The 16972-nt window shown below is 69.6% G+C and carries 16 protein-coding genes; 8 read left to right on the forward strand and 8 right to left on the reverse strand.

Annotated features, from left to right (window positions below):
- Positions 1 to 182: 182 nt before the first annotated feature.
- From RIN18_RS13575 to RIN18_RS13605, 7 genes are all read left to right on the forward strand, one after another.
- Complete coding sequence (locus RIN18_RS13575; protein ID WP_309104514.1) at positions 183 to 1079, forward strand: sugar isomerase; 897 nt, start codon at positions 183 to 185, stop codon at positions 1077 to 1079.
- A complete protein-coding gene (locus RIN18_RS13580) occupies positions 1079 to 2152 on the forward strand; it encodes an ROK family protein (protein WP_309104515.1) in 1074 nt (357 codons plus the stop codon). Before RIN18_RS13575 ends, RIN18_RS13580 begins: the two co-directional genes overlap by 1 nt.
- On the forward strand, positions 2149 to 3090 hold the full coding sequence (locus RIN18_RS13585; protein WP_309104516.1) for a 1-phosphofructokinase family hexose kinase: 942 nt from the start codon (positions 2149 to 2151) through the stop codon (positions 3088 to 3090). Before RIN18_RS13580 ends, RIN18_RS13585 begins: the two co-directional genes overlap by 4 nt.
- A complete protein-coding gene (locus RIN18_RS13590; RefSeq protein WP_309104517.1) occupies positions 3087 to 3959 on the forward strand; it encodes a class II fructose-bisphosphate aldolase in 873 nt (290 codons plus the stop codon). The genes RIN18_RS13585 and RIN18_RS13590 overlap by 4 nt, the downstream gene beginning before the upstream one ends.
- On the forward strand, positions 3956 to 4732 hold the full coding sequence (locus tag RIN18_RS13595) for a DeoR/GlpR family DNA-binding transcription regulator (protein WP_309104518.1): 777 nt from the start codon (positions 3956 to 3958) through the stop codon (positions 4730 to 4732). Before RIN18_RS13590 ends, RIN18_RS13595 begins: the two co-directional genes overlap by 4 nt.
- A 351-nt stretch (positions 4733 to 5083) precedes the next feature.
- A complete protein-coding gene (locus RIN18_RS13600) occupies positions 5084 to 6091 on the forward strand; it encodes a Gfo/Idh/MocA family oxidoreductase (protein ID WP_309104519.1) in 1008 nt (335 codons plus the stop codon).
- On the forward strand, positions 6088 to 7122 hold the full coding sequence (locus tag RIN18_RS13605; RefSeq protein ID WP_309104520.1) for a Gfo/Idh/MocA family oxidoreductase: 1035 nt from the start codon (positions 6088 to 6090) through the stop codon (positions 7120 to 7122). Before RIN18_RS13600 ends, RIN18_RS13605 begins: the two co-directional genes overlap by 4 nt.
- Positions 7123 to 7334: 212 nt before the next feature.
- Here RIN18_RS13605 and RIN18_RS13610 read toward each other — a convergent pair whose 3' ends face one another.
- The 5 genes from RIN18_RS13610 to RIN18_RS13630 all read right to left on the reverse strand — a co-directional run bounded on the left by RIN18_RS13610 (position 7335) and on the right by RIN18_RS13630 (position 14047).
- A complete protein-coding gene (locus RIN18_RS13610; protein WP_309104521.1) occupies positions 7335 to 9866 on the reverse strand; it encodes a CHAT domain-containing protein in 2532 nt (843 codons plus the stop codon).
- 57 nt (positions 9867 to 9923) lie between these two features.
- Positions 9924 to 11489 carry a S8/S53 family peptidase gene (locus RIN18_RS13615; protein ID WP_309104522.1) on the reverse strand — a complete coding sequence of 522 codons (1566 nt, stop codon included), beginning with the start codon at positions 11487 to 11489 and terminating at the stop codon, positions 9924 to 9926.
- 35 nt (positions 11490 to 11524) lie between these two features.
- A complete protein-coding gene (locus RIN18_RS13620) occupies positions 11525 to 11980 on the reverse strand; it encodes a hypothetical protein (protein ID WP_309104523.1) in 456 nt (151 codons plus the stop codon).
- Positions 11977 to 12648 carry a sigma-70 family RNA polymerase sigma factor gene (locus RIN18_RS13625; protein WP_309104524.1) on the reverse strand — a complete coding sequence of 224 codons (672 nt, stop codon included), beginning with the start codon at positions 12646 to 12648 and terminating at the stop codon, positions 11977 to 11979. The genes RIN18_RS13620 and RIN18_RS13625 overlap by 4 nt, the downstream gene beginning before the upstream one ends.
- 85 nt (positions 12649 to 12733) lie before the next feature.
- Complete coding sequence (locus tag RIN18_RS13630; protein ID WP_309104525.1) at positions 12734 to 14047, reverse strand: MFS transporter; 1314 nt, start codon at positions 14045 to 14047, stop codon at positions 12734 to 12736.
- 74 nt (positions 14048 to 14121) lie between these two features.
- Between RIN18_RS13630 and RIN18_RS13635 the strand changes: the two genes are divergently transcribed.
- Positions 14122 to 14706, forward strand: a complete 585-nt coding sequence (locus RIN18_RS13635) for a helix-turn-helix domain-containing protein (RefSeq protein ID WP_309104526.1) — start codon at positions 14122 to 14124, stop codon at positions 14704 to 14706.
- 85 nt (positions 14707 to 14791) lie between these two features.
- Here RIN18_RS13635 and RIN18_RS13640 read toward each other — a convergent pair whose 3' ends face one another.
- From RIN18_RS13640 to RIN18_RS13650, 3 genes are read right to left on the reverse strand one after another with little or no spacing between them, the layout of a single operon-like run.
- On the reverse strand, positions 14792 to 15478 hold the full coding sequence (locus RIN18_RS13640; RefSeq protein ID WP_309104527.1) for a hypothetical protein: 687 nt from the start codon (positions 15476 to 15478) through the stop codon (positions 14792 to 14794).
- A complete protein-coding gene (locus RIN18_RS13645) occupies positions 15478 to 16383 on the reverse strand; it encodes an ABC transporter ATP-binding protein (protein ID WP_309104528.1) in 906 nt (301 codons plus the stop codon). Before RIN18_RS13645 ends, RIN18_RS13640 begins: the two co-directional genes overlap by 1 nt.
- Entirely contained in the window at positions 16380 to 16769 is a 390-nt protein-coding gene (locus RIN18_RS13650; RefSeq protein WP_309104529.1) for a GntR family transcriptional regulator, read from the reverse strand. Before RIN18_RS13650 ends, RIN18_RS13645 begins: the two co-directional genes overlap by 4 nt.
- Between the last annotated feature and the right edge of the window lie 203 nt (positions 16770 to 16972).

Genomic DNA, 16972 nt, shown 5'->3' on the forward strand with positions numbered 1-16972 from the left:
TGCCCGGGAGCCGGGCCGTCGACGAATCGGCGGCCAGGCGGGTGGAGCTTGTTAGATTATTTGTCAGGCGAACAAACAAATCAAGAAGTTCTCGCCATTGGTTGCTTCTTGCGACATACTATGATCGAAACGGGCAGTAAACAATCACAACTATGCATCATTCTCTGCGAAAGGCTTCTCACATGCCGCACACACAGCCCGGGACCCACATGCGCGACGAACTCGTGTCGCAGCCCGACACCTGGGCGAGGGCCGCCGACCTGCGCGACGAACAGCGGATCCTGCCGGGCAAGGGCGCGCGGGTCGCCGTCGTCGGCTGCGGCACGTCATGGTTCATGGCGCAGTCCTACGCCGCGCTGCGAGAGAGCGCCGGCTTCGGCGAGACCGATGCGTTCGCGGCATCCGAGTCATTCGTCGACCGCGGTTACGATGCCGTCGTCGCACTCACACGCTCGGGCACCACCAGTGAAGTGCTCGAACTCGTCGAGCGGATCAAGGGCACGCTGCCGACCATCGGCGTCATCGGCGACGCGGCGTCCCCGCTCGTGTCGCTGGTCGACGATGCCGTGCTCCTCCCCTTCGCCGACGAGCAGTCCGTCGTGCAGACCCGGTTCGCGACCACGGCGCTGGCGCTGTTCCGCGCCTCGCTCGGGGAAGACCTCTCCGCGGCGATCGCCGATGCCCGCGCGGTGCTCGCCGGCTCCGATGACGAGGCGCTCATCTCGGCCGAGCAGTACACCTTCCTCGGGCGCGGCTGGACGGTCGGTCTCGCGCACGAGGCCGCCCTGAAGATGCGCGAGTCCTCGCAGTCGTGGACCGAGTCGTACCCCTCGATGGAGTACCGCCACGGCCCGATCGCCATCGCCGCACCCGGGCGCGTGACCTGGCAGTTCGGCGAGGCACCCGACGGTCTGGCAGCCCAGGTCGAGGCGACCGGTGCCCGTTTCGAGAACCGGCTGATCGATCCGATGGCCGACCTGGTGCGCCTGCACCGGGTGGCCCTCGACCGCGCCCTCGGCCGCGGCCTCGACCCCGATCAGCCCCGGAATCTCACCCGATCCGTCATCCTGGATGCCTGATGGCCTCCGCCCCTGACCGCGAGCCGGCGTCTTCCCGCCCCGAGGGTGGCGAAGAGCCGCACTCGCCGGGCGCGGATGCCGTCTCTCGGACGGGGTCGCCGGGACCGGATGCCGTCTCTCAGCCCGGATCGCCGGGACCCGCGTCGCCGGGGCCGCGGTCGCTCGGGCACGGAGCGCCCGTACTGGCGTTCGACGTCGGGGGCACCGACATCAAATCCGCGCTGATCGACGCCGCCGGCACTGCGTTCGGGCTGGGGCGCACCCCGACGCCGATGGCGCACGGAGACCGCACCGCCGTCGTGATCGATCGCCTCGGCGTGCTCGCGGCGGAGCTGCGAGCAGCGCACCCCGATGTGGTCCCGCAGGCGGCCGGACTCGTCGTGCCGGGGATCGTCGATGCGGATGCCGGGCGCGGCGTCTTCGCCAGCAACCTCGGCTGGCACGACTCCCCGATCCGTGACCTCGCTGCGGCAGAGCTCGGCCTTCCCGTCGCCTTCGATCACGACGTCCGTGCCGCCAGCCTCGCCGAGCACCGACTCGGCGGCGCGCGCTCCTTCGCGAATTCCGTCGTTCTCGTCGTCGGCACCGGCATCGCCGGCGCGCTTCTCGTCGACGGCGTGCCCTACACCGCCGGCGGTTATGCGGGAGAAATCGGTCATTCGCCGATCGCCGACGGACCGCGATGCGCGTGCGGCGCTCGCGGTTGCCTCGAAGCCGTCGCGTCGGCGGGAGCCATCGCCCGCCGCTACCGCGACGCGACCGGCGTGACACCGGATGGCGCGAGGGACGTGATCGCCCGCGCGGCCGCCGGAGACCGCGTCGCCGCCGAGATCTGGAACTCCGCCCTCGACGCTCTGACGATGTCGCTCGCCCAGCTCACCGCCGTCGTCGCACCCGAGGCCGTCGTCATCGGTGGCGGGCTCTCCCGGGCCGGCAGTGCGCTGTTCGACGAGCTGCGCGCGCGGCTCGCCGAGCGCCTCAGCTTCCACCGCATCCCCCGGCTCGTGCCCGCGGAGCTCTCGGGCAATGCCGGCCTCCTCGGAGCAGCACTGCGCGCGAGGGAGCTCGCATGATCGTCACCGTCACCCCGAACCCGGCGCTCGACCTCACCTGGCAGGTCGCGGCGCTCGCGATCGGGCAGACCCATCGGGCTGATGCCGGCGCCGTCCGTGCCGGCGGCAAAGGCCTGAATGTCGCCAGAGTCGCCCACGCCGAGGGCGCCGACGTGCTTGCGATCACGACCGTGGGTGGAAACACCGGCGAGGAGTTCGCCGCGGAGCTTCGAGCCAGTGGCGCCCCGCATGTCCTCGTGCCGGTTCAGGCGCCGACCCGCCGCAGCGCGGCGCTGGTCGACTTGCATCTCGGCGATACCACGATCGTGAACGAACGCGGCCTCAACCCGACGGACGAGGAATGGGCGTCGCTGCACCGAGCGGTGGACGGCGCGCTGCCGACGGCATCCGTCCTGGTGATCTCGGGCAGCCTCCCGCCCGGCGCCCCCGAGGCCGAGCTCGCCGCCCTGATCGAGGGGGGTCGCCGCGCGCGGGTGCCCGTGATCGTCGACACCTCGGGGCCCGCAATGCTGCAGGCGGCGGATGCCGGGGCCACCGTGCTGAAGCCGAATGCCGTCGAACTCGCCGAAGCGACCGGCCGCACCGACCCGGCAGACGGGGCTCGCGAGCTCATCGACCGGGGCGCGGAACTCGTGCTGGTCTCGCTCGGCGCCGACGGGATGCTCGCAGTCACGGCATCCGGCCTGCATCGTGCGCGGCTGCCGGAGCCGCTGATCGGGAACCCGACCGGTGCCGGTGACGCGGCGGTCGCAGCCTGTGCGGTGCTGCTCGCGGCGGGAGTGCGCGAGCCCGCCGAGATCCTCCGGCGGGCTACCGCCTGGTCGGCGGCCGCGGTGCTGATGCCTCTCGCCGGCGAGATCGACGCCGGCTGGGCCGAGCTCGAGCAGCGCGTCGAGATTTCCGTCCTCCCTGGGCGACGAGAGGAAGAACAGGCGTGACACTGGTCAGCAGTCGTGAACTCGTGACGGATGCCGCAGCCGCCGGCACCGGCATCGGGGCGTTCAACGTCATCCACCTCGAGACCGCTGAGGGCCTCGTGCGGGCCTCCGAGAAGGCGCAGCTGCCGGTGATCCTGCAGATCTCACAGAACTGCGCCGACTATCACGGTGGCCTCGAGCCTATCGCGCTGGCGACGCTCGCCATCGCCCGGCGCGCAGCGACGCCGGTGGCGGTGCACCTCGATCACGCCGAACGGCCCGAGCTCGTCGATGAGGCGATCACTCTCGGCTTCGGCTCGGTGATGTTCGACGGGGGCGCGCTGCCCTATGACGAGAACGTGGCGCTGACGGCCGCGGTCGCGGAGCGTGCGCACGCGGCAGGCGTCTTCATCGAGGGCGAGCTCGGCGAGGTCGGCGGGAAGGACGGCGCGCATGCGCCCGGCGTCCGCACCGACCCGGACGAGGCGCGCGCGTTCGTCGCGGCGACCGGCGTCGACGCGCTCGCCGTGGCGGTCGGGTCCTCCCACGCCATGACCGATCGGACGGCATCCCTCGATCTCGATCTCATCTCGCGGCTGCGTTCGTCGCTGCGGGGCAGGGGGGCGAGCGGCGCCGATGTGCCCCTGGTGCTGCACGGCTCGTCCGGAGTCGCTGACGCCGTGATCGCCGATGCCGTGCGAGCCGGCATGACGAAGATCAACGTCTCCACCCACTTGAACGGGTTCTTCACGAGGGCGGTGAGGGATCGTCTCGCCTCGGACGAACGCCTGGTCGATTCCCGCAAGTACCTCGCGCCGGCCCGCGATGCGCTGGCCGCGGAGGCGGGGCGGATGCTGCGGCTCTTCGCTCTCGAGGCGGGTGTGCGGTGAAGCGGGCGGCGCGATTGAACGCCATCCTCGACCTGCTGGCCGCGGCAGGAGAGGTCACCGTCGAAGAGCTCGTCGAGCGTTTCGGTTCGTCGCAGGCGACGACGCGGCGCGATCTCGACAGCCTGGCCGAGCAGCGTCTGCTCACCCGGACCCACGGTGGTGCCGTCGCTCAGACCGTGGCCTATGAGCTGCCGATCCGCTACAAGAGTCACCTGCGCACGCAGGAGAAGGGCAGCATCGCGCAGGCGGCAGCGGCGATGGTCGCTCCCGGCACCGTGGTCGGCCTGTCGGGTGGCACGACCACCACCGCCATCGCTGCGGCGCTCGCCGCGCGGGATGACCTGGCCGAGAGCCGGATCACCGTCGTCACCAATGCCGTCAACATCGCAGCCCAGCTCGCGACGCGTCCCGACATCAAGGTGGTCGTGACTGGCGGCGTCATCCATTCGCGCAGCTATGAACTCGTCGGCCCGTTCGTCGAGCAGCTGCTGCGCGGCGTGCGGCTCGATATCGCCTTCATCGGGGTGAACGGGATGGATGCCGAAGCCGGCGCCAGCACGCACGACGAGCGTGAGGCCGCGGTGAACCGCATCATGGCCGAACGCGCGCGTCGCGCGGTGATCGTCACCGACAGCAGCAAGCTCGGCTCCGTCGCGTTCGCCGCCGTCGGCGGAGTCGAGCAGTTCTCGACGGTGATCACCGATTCGGGGGCGGATGCCGAGGCCGTTGCCGCCCTCCGCACTGCCGGGTACGAGGTCATCACCGCCGGGTGAGGCCGACGATCCGAGGTGGGTCGGACGATCCGAGGTGAGATCTCCGTCGTCGACTCCGGGAATCGTCATTCCTACCTCGAATCGTCGCAGAAACCGGGGGGTGTGGCCGGATGGGGCCGACGATTCGAGGTGGGTCGGACGATTCGAGGTGAGTCTTCCGGCGTCGACTCCGGGAATCGTCATTCCTACCTCGAATCGTCGCGCCGCCGAGGACGCCGACGATGGCCGGCCGGACAGATACGGATGCCGTCGCCCGACATCCTTCCACCCGAATGGAAGAGTGTGGTAACGTTGCCACAATTGTCCGGCCGCCGAGCGCGCCGATCGACGAACCCACGAAGGAGTGCACGGTTGACTGACGACATCATCGGCGTCGGAGTCGCCGGTTTCTGGCATGTCCACGCGAATGACTACGCACGTGAGGTGACAGAGCATCCCCGCACACGCCTCGTGGCATCCTGGGATCCCGACGTCGATCGTGGCCGAGACGGCGCCGCACACCTCGGACTCGAAGCGGCGGAGAGCCTCGACGCCCTGCTCGCCCGCCCCGACCTCGACGCCATCACGGTGACCACCGCCACCGACGAGCACACCGCCGTCATCTCGCAGGCGATCGCGGCAGGCAAGCACGTCTTCACCGAGAAGCTCCTCGCCCCGACCGTCGCAGAGTCCGAGGAACTCGTGGCCGCCGCGAGGCGAAAGGGCGTTGCGCTCGTCGTCTCGCTGCCGCGCCTGTCGGAAGCGCTGATCACGACGGCATCCGGGCTCGTCGACACCGGCGCCCTCGGCGACGTGACCTACGCCCGCGTCCGCATGGCGCACGACGGATGGCTGAAGGGATGGCTGCCCGAGCGGTTCGCCGATCCGGTCGCGGCGATCGGGGGTGCGTTCGCCGACCTGGGCTGCCACCCGGCGTACCTCGTGCAGCGCTTCCTCGGCGCCGCCCCGGCATCCGTCAGCGCGACCTACGGCAGCGTCACCGGCCGGGCCGTGGAGGACAACGCGGTCGTCGTCGCACGCTACCCGAACGGGGCTGTCGGCGTCGCCGAGGCGAGTTTCGTCACCACCCCCGGAGCCTTCGCGTTCGAACTGCGCGGCACCGAGGCGTCGCTGCTCTACGGCTTCGGCGGCGAACAGCTCATCGGCAAGGGCGGCCGGTTCGGCGACGCCTGGACCGCCGTGCCCTCCGGGCCCGGCGCACAGAGCCCCTTCGATCTCTGGGTCGACGCGATCCGCGGCGACGCCGACCCGACCGACAACCTTCAGGCGGCCATCGACCTCACTCGGTTCGTGGTCGCCGCCAACACGTCAGCGGCGTCCGGTCAGGCCGTCGACGTCGATGCGAAAGGACAGGCATGACCAGCAACGCCAGAGACAGAGTACGGATCGGCCTCATCGGGGCCGGCGGCATCGCCGGGGCGCACGTCGCCGGCTACCGCCGCAACCCCGACACCGTGACCTTCGCGGCGATCGCCGACCCGGTCGCGGAGAACGCTGAGAAGCGCCGCGGCGATGACGCCGATGTGCGGATCTACGCCGACTATCGCGACATGATCGCCGCGGGTGGGCTGGATGCCGTCGACATCTGCCTGCCGCACCACCTGCACGCCGAGGCGGTCATCGCGGCAGCGGATGCCGGGCTCCACGTGCTCTGCGAGAAACCGCTGTGCCTCACTCTCGAGGAGGCGGATGCGATCACCGCGGCCGTCGAGCGCAACGGCGTGACCGTCATGTGCGCGCACAACCAGCTGTTCATGCCCGCGGTCGCCGCGGCCAAGGAGCTGGTGTCGAGCGGAGCCCTCGGCCGCGTGTACGAGGTGCGCACGACCGACAGCTTCTACAACGACTTCACCGTCGAGAGCATGGGGTGGCGTGCGCACGCCGCGACGGCCGGCGGCGGCGAACTCATCGACACCGGGTACCACCCGCTGTACCTCCTGCAGCATCTTGCCGGTGGCACACCGGTCGAGGTCGGCGCCATGCTGTCGCGCCATCGCCTGGACTTCATGGAGGGCGAGGACTCGGCTCAGGTGCTCGTACGTTACGACAACGGCGTGGTCGGTCATGTGACGACCAGCTGGGCCTATCAGCCCGCCGTCGGCACCGAGAAGTTCTCGCTCGTCGGCGAGAAGGGCTCGCTGAGCTCGGACGGGACGACGCTGATCTCCCGCATCCGCGGCGAAGAGCCCGTCACCGTCACGTTCGACCAGGTGCACGAGTTCGCCGCTGAGGTGGCGCACTTCGCCGAGTGCATTCGAGAGGGGCGCCGGCCGATCCAGACCCACGTGGAGGGGATCGACGTGCTCGGAGTGATCCTCGCGGCATACGAGTCGTCTGCCCGCGGCACGATCGCGAAGGTCGGCGGCGCAGTGACGGCCGCGGCGGTGTGATGCGCCATCCACGCTCCTGACGGGGGTGCTGCGGCGTCCCGCAGCACCCCCGGAGCAGTCGGTGTCTGTCGCCCCCGCGCTCCCCAGCGTGCGAGTCCCCAGTCGACAGCGCCTCCCTCGCGCTTCGCCCACCCTCCGAAGCCCTTCGCCTGACACCTTCTGGAAGTCAGGAGCAAGGCATCCTTCACATGATACATCGAATGGAAAAAACCTCAGAAACCGGCGCCGTGGCACTGGAACGGCGCCCGCAGACCGGCCGATTCCGCGGCTGATGCGAGTGCCACGGCGGGCGCCGCCCCTGCGGCCAGGCCCGCGTGCACGGCACCGAGCAGTTCGCAGGCGATGTCATCGGCCACCACCGCGGGGGCGGCGATCACGCATCGGCTGCCCGCGTGCAGCCAGACCCGTGTCATGCCGATCGCCTCCTCACCCCAGCGCACCGACGACCTGCCGAGTTCGCACGCCGACAGCACGACGGTCGCTGGCGGCTGCGGGATCAGATCGATGTCGTACCCGAACAGGGTCCCGTCGGCGAGTTCGAACCCCGAGAAGAGCGGGTTGTCCGCCGAGTGCCGTCCGTGGGCGGCGATGTGCAGGAGATCGACGCGTCCGGCGAGTTCGGTGACTCCCGCCACCGTCGCCGCATCGCTGCCGAGCACCTCCGTCGCGGGCCAGGCGGATGCCGCCCGCCGCACCTCCTCCTCCGCCCGCGGCACTCGGGGCCCGGCGGCGAAGCCGACGTCGATCCTCCGCACCGCCGGCGCTGAAACCGCCACTGCGTGCTCAGACCGCTCGCCGCCGACGTCATTCAGAGGGGGTGCCGGCGCCGACGCGGGGTCTGGCGGAACGCGCGCGTCTCGCAGCGAGACGTGCTCCGGCACCCAGCGCGAGATCGATGTGGCGATGGTGAAGGCGAGGCCCGCCATGTTCGGCAGCATCGCCCACGGGATGCCGCCGAGCACGCCGGGAACGGTGAGGGCGAAACGACGAGCGTCGCCCGCCGTGGCCAGTACGGGCGCGAACAGTTCAGCGTCGAGGCGCTGCAGTCGCGCATCGAGCGCTCGCGCGATGGTGGCGTGCATCGGTCCGCCCCGCGTGAGGGCGGCGACGTCGAGGTCTGCGCGCAGTCCCCGCAATACCTCCTGCACCCGGCGCCAGGACAGCGTGACGAGGTCGGCGCCGCCGCGCGTCACGACGACGCAGAGCAGTTCCGTTCCGGTGTAGACGTAGGACAGCACCGCGGTCTGAGGATCGAGCTGCGATCGGATCTCCGGCACGGTTACGTGGGTCTTGGTCTCGCCGGCGCCGACCGTCGACCACTGCCGCTCGCGCACCCGATCGCGCAGCAGCCGCACCGTCGGGTCCGCGGTCCAGTCACTGCCGGCGAGGTCGGCGCGCAGCATGCGCAGCTCGGCGAGATCGGCGGCCAGGAGAGGGTCGTGCGGCGGGCGGAGCGGAGCGACCTGCTGGCTGAGATGGCGGGCGCGTTCGGACCAGTCGAACAGCACGTCCGGGTCGCCGGTGCGGGCTGCCGCCGCGAGTCCGGTGAACACCAGATCGGTGCCGTGCATCGCCACCGATGCCTGCAGGTCGAGAGCTCCGAAGGTCTGCTGCCAGGCGGAGAGGATGCCGAGCCCAGCGGCGGCGATGCGGCGAGCCTCGGCGTCACGGCCGGCCGAGGCTGCGCGCGTCGCGAGAACCTCATGCTCGCGCAGCCGGAGCGGTGTCGGCGCGTCCACGGGGATGTGCGGCAGGCGACGGCGTCCGATGAGCCCGGCCGTCAGTCGAAGCGCGGTCGCCTCAGTGTCCAACCCTCGCCGTCGAAGGGCCGACGCGGTCCGGTCGAGTGCCTCTCGGGGCGGGGGAGTTCTCGGGTGCGCGCGGACGGCGGCCTCCAGGCGGAGGGCCTCCGCACGGATCCTCCATCCGTCGCTCCCGAGAGCGGAGAACCGTCGAGCGGAGGTGCGCGCCGTCCGCTCCGCGGCCGCGGGATCACGCCGCAGCAGCGAGCGTGCGAGGTGGAACTCGGCTTCCGCTCTGGCCTGACGCATCCGGTGCGCCCCGAACCGCGCGGCGACTTCGGCGAGCAGCGCCTCCGCCTCGGTGTCGAGCCCGGCGTCACGCAGCACCTCTGCCCGGTCGAGGTCGCTGATCGCGGCGGCGACGTGACTGATCTGCGCGAGCACGGGTCGAGCCTGCGTCATCAGAGCGAGAGCGCTGACGAGGTCGCCGCCCAGCAGAGCCACGTAGCCGAGGTTGTGCCGCGCTTCGGCCAGGGGTTCTTCCTGCGCGTTCTGCTCATAGATGTCGACCGCTCGCATGAGGTCGGCTCGACAGACATCGAGCCGGTGCTGCTGCATCCGCACCACCGAGCGGTTCATGAGGCAGTTGGCGAGCTCGATGGTCGCGGCGCCCATCGTGTCGATCGCCCGGGTGAGCATGCGCTCGGCGTCGGCGAGCCGGCCCGCGTGCATGAGCAGGACGCCGAGCTGCCCGCTGAGCACCGCGACGGTGCCGTCGTGCAATCCGCGGCGGCTGAGCGCCTGACGGCAGAGTTGTTCGGCGGCGGATGGCTCACCGGTCTGGGCGAGCACGTAGGCCGTCGTGCCGTCGATGCGGGCGCGGAGGTCGACATCTTCCGTCCGCACAGACGCCTGAGCGAGCGCTCTGCGCGCGGCGGCGAATCGGCGCGCATTGGCTGCTTCGATGCCGCGACGATGCAGCTCGCTCGCAGTCAGGGGCATCCTCTCAGGATGCCGCGCGCGGTCGTCGTGCGAAAGAGCGGCTTCGCGGGCGGCCGCTCAGACGCGAAGTGTCGCGTCGGGGAGCGCCTTCAGCACGCTCTCGACCGCGTTCGCTGCGGCATCCGTCACCGTGGCCACGTCGGATGCGGTCACGACGCCCAGCCGTGCCGCGACGAGACCGGCGACGTAGGGCGCGGCGAACGAGGTTCCGCTCCATATCGCGAAGCCACCCCGGTAGTCGTCGGGGTCGAGCGTCTCGCGCCGCAGGCCGTCGAAGTCGGCGCGGGTGGCCGACTGTGCTCCGCCGAGGAACGCCGGCGACGTGCTGACCACCGCGGCTCCCGGAGCATACGCGCGCACCCAGGGTCCGACATTCGAGAAGAGCGCGAGCGAATGCGTCGAGGGGTTGAGTGCTCCGACCGAGACGTGCGCGGCGGCTTCGTCGGGGGCGATCCCGTTGTCGGCCCCCGGCCACGCCCAGAGGGATGCGGGGAACGACGGCCGGTCGATCGCGTCGTTGCCCGCCGAGCACACGACCACGCATCCGAGTTCACGCGCCGCCGTCAGCAGGTCGTGAAGGGTGCGGCTGAACAGTCCGTCGACCGGCGTCTCGTGGTAGTACCCGAGCGACAGATTGAGCACGTCGATCGGGTGGCCGGTCTTCGGATTCTCGCGATACCGTCGCAGCAGCTCGACCACCTGGGCGAGCGAGTGCAGGAAGGTGCCCTCATCCACCACGCCGAGGGCGCCGGCGACGCGGACGGAGAGGATGTCGGCGTCCGGTGCCGCCTGGCGGATGATTCCGGCGATGAACGTGCCGTGCCCGGCGACGGCGTCGATCTCGCCGTCGAGCTGCCCGTAGAGATCGGGGTAGCGCTCCGGGTCGGCGTCATCGGTGAGCCCGACCGGCATGCCGTCGAGCTCGATGTGGCGGGTGACGATGTCGTCGGGGAGCCAGTCGTGCTCGCCGCATCCGGTGTCGAGTACGGCGACGACGGCGCGTCTGCCGCGCTTCGGATCTGGCCGGCGCTGCGGCGCCGGACCCAGCCAGGTGACCGGCTGCCGGGCACCGCGGCCCGGCTCGAGGTAATCGTCACTGCCGCCGACGCCTGCGCCTCGCACCGGATTCGTCCGCGTGAAGGGATTCGTCCGCGTGAACGGATTGGTCCGCGTGAACGGGTTGAGGCCGACCGGGTCGATCGACAGTACGTGCTCGAGACTGGTGCGGGGCATCGTCGAACGCGACATCCGCCGCGCCCGCTGCAGCACCCGCCAGGCATCGGGTGCCACCGGCGACTCGCCCTGTCCCGGCTCGTCCGGTGTCGTCAGTCGAGCGCGGACGAACCCCGCGACGCCCGGGATCAGCTGCTGCTCATCGTCGCCGCGCTCCACCTCGAGGTTCCATCCGAACGACCCTGCGGCGTCCCGCAGGGTCCGGATCTCCCGATCGAAGAGGTCGGTCTCGCCGTCCGGAGCCCTGGTGATGAGCAGCCGCTGCGGCAGATACGCGGTCGGGAAGGCGCGGATGCCGTCCACCGGCTCCACGCTCGGGTCGAGCGCAGCGCCTCGGCGGATGGACCCCTCCGCGCGGTCCTGCCAGCTCCAGCCCCGTGGCTGCTCCATCGCTCACCCTTCCCATGCCATCGGCCGCGCCGTGGTCACAACTCGAACTGCGGTGTCGAGAGCGTGCGCTGTTCCGATCCTTCGCGGATCGTGACGAGCACCCGCGTGAGCCCTGCGGGCACACTGTCGAACGCGAACCGCCCGTGCTCTGCCGGAGACGTCGTGCTCGACCGCTCACCCTGGGCGAGCCGGATCTCCGTGGCATCGGCGTCGGTCCAGCCGTCGACCCGCCGGCGACCGTCGGCCGTCGTCGTGACATGCAGCAGGATGCTGCTGGTGCCGTCGCTGAACTGCAGGGTGAGGGCGTCGGTCTCACTGCGAACGGCGGTGCCGCGGTGCTCGACGAGAGTGAGCAGCGCGTACTCGTGCGCGAGTCCCTCCGCCGCGACAGCCGCGACCATCCGGTCGATGAGCGTCGCCGGCACGGGATCGACGTCCTCCCAGAGCTCGCGCAGGCGGGCGAACATCGCGGCGTCATCCGCGTCTGTCATGGTCTTCCCCTCGGAGCCGAGCCCTCGAGGAGAGTGCGGAGCTTGGCCAGGCAGCGCTGACGGGTCGGGCCGATGCTGCCGACCGGCATCGCGAGTTCCGCCGCGAGGCTGGCATAGTCCGGACGCTCCGCGAAGGCGATGACCCGCAGCAGTCGTCGGCAGCGCTCGGCGAGTTGCTCCACGGCGCCCCAGAGGCGCCGATTCTCTTCGCTCGTCGCCGCGCGATCCTCTGCCGAGACCTGGTTCGGAAGAAGGATCTCGAGGTCGTCGGGCTCCGCCGTGTCGACGCGCCCATGCGCCTTGCCCACCCGCCAGGCCTCGCGTCGCGCTGTCGTGGTCAGCCAGGCAGACACCGCTCGTGGGTCGGCGATCGACGCGTGGCCGCGCACCAGTCGCAGCCAGGTGGTCTGCACCACGTCTTCGGCGAGAGCGCGCTCCACCCCGTAGGCACGCACCACATGCCACAGCACAGGCGTCATCAGCCGCACGAGGTCATCCATCGCGCGGCTGTCGCCCTCTCGCCACGCCGAGAACAGCTCGGCGGCGCGTTGCCAGCGTGCGCCGCCGTCCGGTGCAGGATCGAGAGTGGCGTCGTCGGGAACGCCGTCGATCATGAAGCCCATTGTGATCACAACCACCAGGAGCACGGCAAGGGCTTCCTGATACATGACCGCCGCGTCGCCGTCGGACTGATCCTCCGGCTCGTCCCGCGATCACACCTCGCGGCTGGTCCCGCCGCACACCGTGTCAGGGTCAGGTATCCCGTCCGGTCGTCTCATACTGACTCGCGTGTTCCGCCCAGCGGGACTCGACCGGCAGAGCGCGCAGCGCACGGTTGCCGACGGCGAGCGCGGCGGCGATGAGGCAGAGCTCGGCGCTCACCAGGATGGTCCCCTCGCGCCCGAGCCACGCGAGGCCGAACCCGGCGATCAGCGGTGCCAGGGGCAGAGCCCCCATCCCGAGGATGCCGGCGGCGCTGTTCGCCCTGCCGAGCAGCTGCGTCGGGGTCGCGACCATGAAGTATCCCATCATGGACGCGTTCAATGCGGGCAGCAGGAGCACGGCCGCCCCGAGCACCACGGCGATGGCCCAGGGGTCGGTGACCATCGACACCGCGCCGGCACCAGCTGCGATGCCGATCAGGCCGATGATCGTGAGAGTGCCGGCGCCGACTCGCGGTACGAGCAGCGGAGCGATGATCGCGCCCACGAGCATCACCGCCCCGATCGCCGCCGACAGGACGCCGATCACCATCTCCGGGTGTCCGGCCTGCTGCAGCGAGTACACCACGGTGGTCATGGCGGCGTTGAAGCCGAGATTCACGATCGTGATGATGACGAGCACGCCGCCGAGGTCGGGGCGCGAGAACAGCCAGGTGAACGCCTCGCGGATCTCGGCCCACGCGTTGCGCGCGGCGACGGCGTCCTCACCTCTGTCCGCGTCGGCATCCGCCTCGGAGTCGTGGATGCCGGCGCGGCGCGTCTCGCGGCCCAGCATCCATGCCGTTGCCGCTGCGACGAGGTGGCACCCCGTCATCACCAGCCCGACCAGCCAGCCACCGACGCCGAGCAGAAGGCCGCCGAGCGGTCCGCCGGCGAGCTGCATGGCGGCATCCCTGGCCTGGTTCGCGGCCTGCGCACGACCCATCGCCTCGTCCGGCACGATCTCCTTGATCGCGCTCTCACCGGCCACGTCGAACAGCCCGCTGCGCGTGGCGAGCAGCACATCGAGCACGAGCAGCACGGTGAAGGTGAGCGCGCCGCCCAGCGCGAGGATCGTGAACGCGGCCGACAGCACGACACCGATGAGTGAGCCGAGCAGCATCAGGGCGATCCGACGGTGTCGATCGGCGAGCACCCCGCCGGCGAGAGTCGTCACGAGACGTGCGGCCATGCCGGCGCCGGCGATGATCCCGGCCTGAGCGGGGTCGTTCGTCACGATGAGAGCGAGCAGCGGGATCGCGAAGCCGAACAGCGCGGCGGCGAGACCCTTGCCGGTGTCGCTGATCAACCAGGTGACGTAGCGAGTGTTGCGAGAGAGGCGGTGCGAGGTCGGCGCGATCGTCATACGTCGACCATAGTTGCGCACCAATCATTGCGCAACATCTATTGCGCAATTGCGGTGGTGGGTAGGATCGGGGCATGACCGAGGCACGCGGGGGTGAAGGTGAGGTCACGTGGATGACCTCGGCGATGCTCAAGGCGTACTCGCACCCCCTGCGACGTCAGATCCTCCGACTCCTGGCGCGACGCGAATTCCTTCGGGCGGCCGACGTCGCCGCCGAGCTCGACGTCCCCGCGAACAGCGTGAGCTTCCACCTGCGGGCCTTGGCTGACGCAGGACTGATCCGCGAGGCGCCCGAACGCGCGCGCGACCGCCGTGACCGTGTCTGGACGCACGTCAAGAGTGCACTGAATCTCGGCGATCCCCGAACGCCGGTCGCCGACGAGCAACTGGGCAACGCTGTGCTCGCGGCCGTCGCAGAGGACCATCAGGAACTCCTGCGCCGAGCACTGGCGTGGTCCTCCGAGTACGTCACCGGTCGTGAGTCCGAGGTGCACGGCACATTCACCCAGCAGCACATCCGGCTGACCTCCGCCGAATTCAAAGCTCTCATGGAGCAGATCGCGCATGCGGTGAATGCCGCGGAGGAAGCACACGAGCGCGACGACCCGGATGCTCGGCTCTGGCAGATCGACCTGCTCGCCGCGGACGATCAGATCTGATGACGACGGCTGTCACCGCGAACGAACGGATGCCGCATCCGCACGGGTGTGCGGATGCGGCATCGTTCTCTGAAGCGCGTCGTGCCTACGGAATGGCCCGGCGGAACGCGAAGAAGGAGACGAGCATCAGCGCGGCGACGACCACGAGGCCCCACAGCGCGATTCCGAGCGCGCCGAGGTCCATGATGCCGGCGCCCACCTGGCCCCAGAGCTCCAGCCGGGTGACCAGGAAGGCCAGACCGATCAGCAGGACTGCCACCGCGACCCATGTGATCGTGAGCACCATCAGCCCCCAGCTCTTGAAGATCGTCGTGCCGGTGAACCCGATGACGAAGAAGAACAGCGCGAGGGTGAAGTACACGATGAACGCGCCCAGCGGCCCCGCTTCCCAGAGCCACGGCAGATAGAAGACGTAGCCGTTCACGCCGTAGCCGTCGGTGGCGACCTCGATCCCCCCACCGATCAGGAAAAGCACTCCCATGAACACGCTGGCGATGACCGCCGTCAGCATCGTGCCGAGGAAGAACTCCCGGCGGGTGATGCTCATCGCTTGTGAGAACGGGAACGTGTACGCCATCGCGCCCACACCGATCGCGAAGAAGTACCACAGTGGTGCCTGCCCACCGCCGCCGTACTTGGGGGTGTCGACCGGGATCATCGCGTAGATGAGAATCGACAGCACCGTCGCGGAGCCCAGGATGATCAGGGGTGTCCAGATGAACGTCTGCTTGTTGATCAGCTGCAGGCGGATGACATTGAGTGTGCGACGCATCAGCGGACCTCCTCTTTCGCGACGGAAGACTTCGCTTCCGCCTTCTGGGTGAGCCGGACGACGAGCTGCTGCAGTGACACCGGCACCAGGTCGAGCCCGGAAGACACGAGCTCCGCTCGTTCTTCGGCAGCGAGCGCTCCGAGTACGGTGACCGAGGCGACTCGCCCGAGAGCCTCGCGGTGCAGGACCTCGCGGTCGGCCGCCCACGCGTCGACCTTCGTGGCATCGCCGACGACGGTCACTGCGCGGTCGCGCACGGCATCCGTGTCCTCGTTGAGCAGGATCTGCCCGTTGTCGATGACGATGACCTTCTCGATGAGGTTCGAGACCTCGTCGATGAGGTGCGACGACAGGATGATGGTGCGCGGGTGCTCGGCGTAGTCCTCGACGAGGCGGTCGTAGAAGATCTGTCTCGCGACCGCATCCAGTCCGAGATACGGCTCGTCGAAGAACGTGATCTCGGCCCGCGAGGCGAGCCCGATGATGACGCCGACCGCCGAGAGCTGCCCGCGGGACAGTTTCTTGATCGTCTGCTTCATCGGCAGCTGGAACTGCTCGATCAGCTCATCCGCCATCGCCTGGTTCCAGTTCGGGAAGAACAGGCTGGCGGCCTTGAACGCGTGCTTCGGGTAGGCCTCGTCCGGATACTTCTGGCTCTCGCGCACGAAGCAGATGCGGCCGAGCACATGAGCGTTCTCGTAGGGGTGCTCGCCGAAGACGCGTACGGTTCCGCTGGACTCGAAGTTCTGAGCGGTGAGGATCGACATGAGCGTCGTCTTGCCGGCGCCGTTGCGGCCGAGCAGGCCGTAGATCGCTCCTCCTTCGACGGTGAGCGACACGTTGTCGAGCGCTCGCTTGTCCTTGTAGCGCTTGGTGAGGTTCTGCACCTCGATGACGGCGGTCATGCCGGGTTCTTCCCTTCTGTGATGGTGGTCTGTGCAGCGCGCTCCTTGAGCAGCGCCGCGAGGTCGTCGGGGCCGAGTCCGAGCGTGCGGGCCTCGGCCAGGAGCGGATCGATGTACCGGTCGGCGAAGGCCGATCGGCGCTCGCCGAGGAGCACCTCCTTGGCGCCGGCCGCGACGAACATGCCGATTCCCCGGCGCTTGTACAGCACTCCCTTGTCGGTGAGCATCGCGACTCCCTTCGCTGCGGTGGCTGGATTGATGCGGTAGAACGCGGCGAGCTCGTTGGTCGAGGGCGCCTGCGTCTCCTCCTCGAGCGAGCCGTCGAGAATCGAGTCCTCGATTCCCTCGGCGATCTGGAGGAAGAGCGGCTTGCCTTCTTCGATCACATGTCCTCCGCTGGTTGGTGGGTTACCTACTTGACTAAGTAACCACAGAACCGGGTCAGGTGTCAAGGGCACCATCTCGATCCGGGTTGACACCTTCTGTATCGGTACAGTATCGTCTTCTATACCGATACAGAAAGGCAGATGATCATGGACCACGCCACCATCGCGGCGCTCGCATTCGCAGAACGCGACGCCGAGAAGCT

Origin of the sequence: Microbacterium sp. (assembly GCF_031179285.1) — a bacterium.
In the GTDB taxonomy this organism is placed as follows: Bacteria; Actinomycetota; Actinomycetes; order Actinomycetales; family Microbacteriaceae; genus Microbacterium.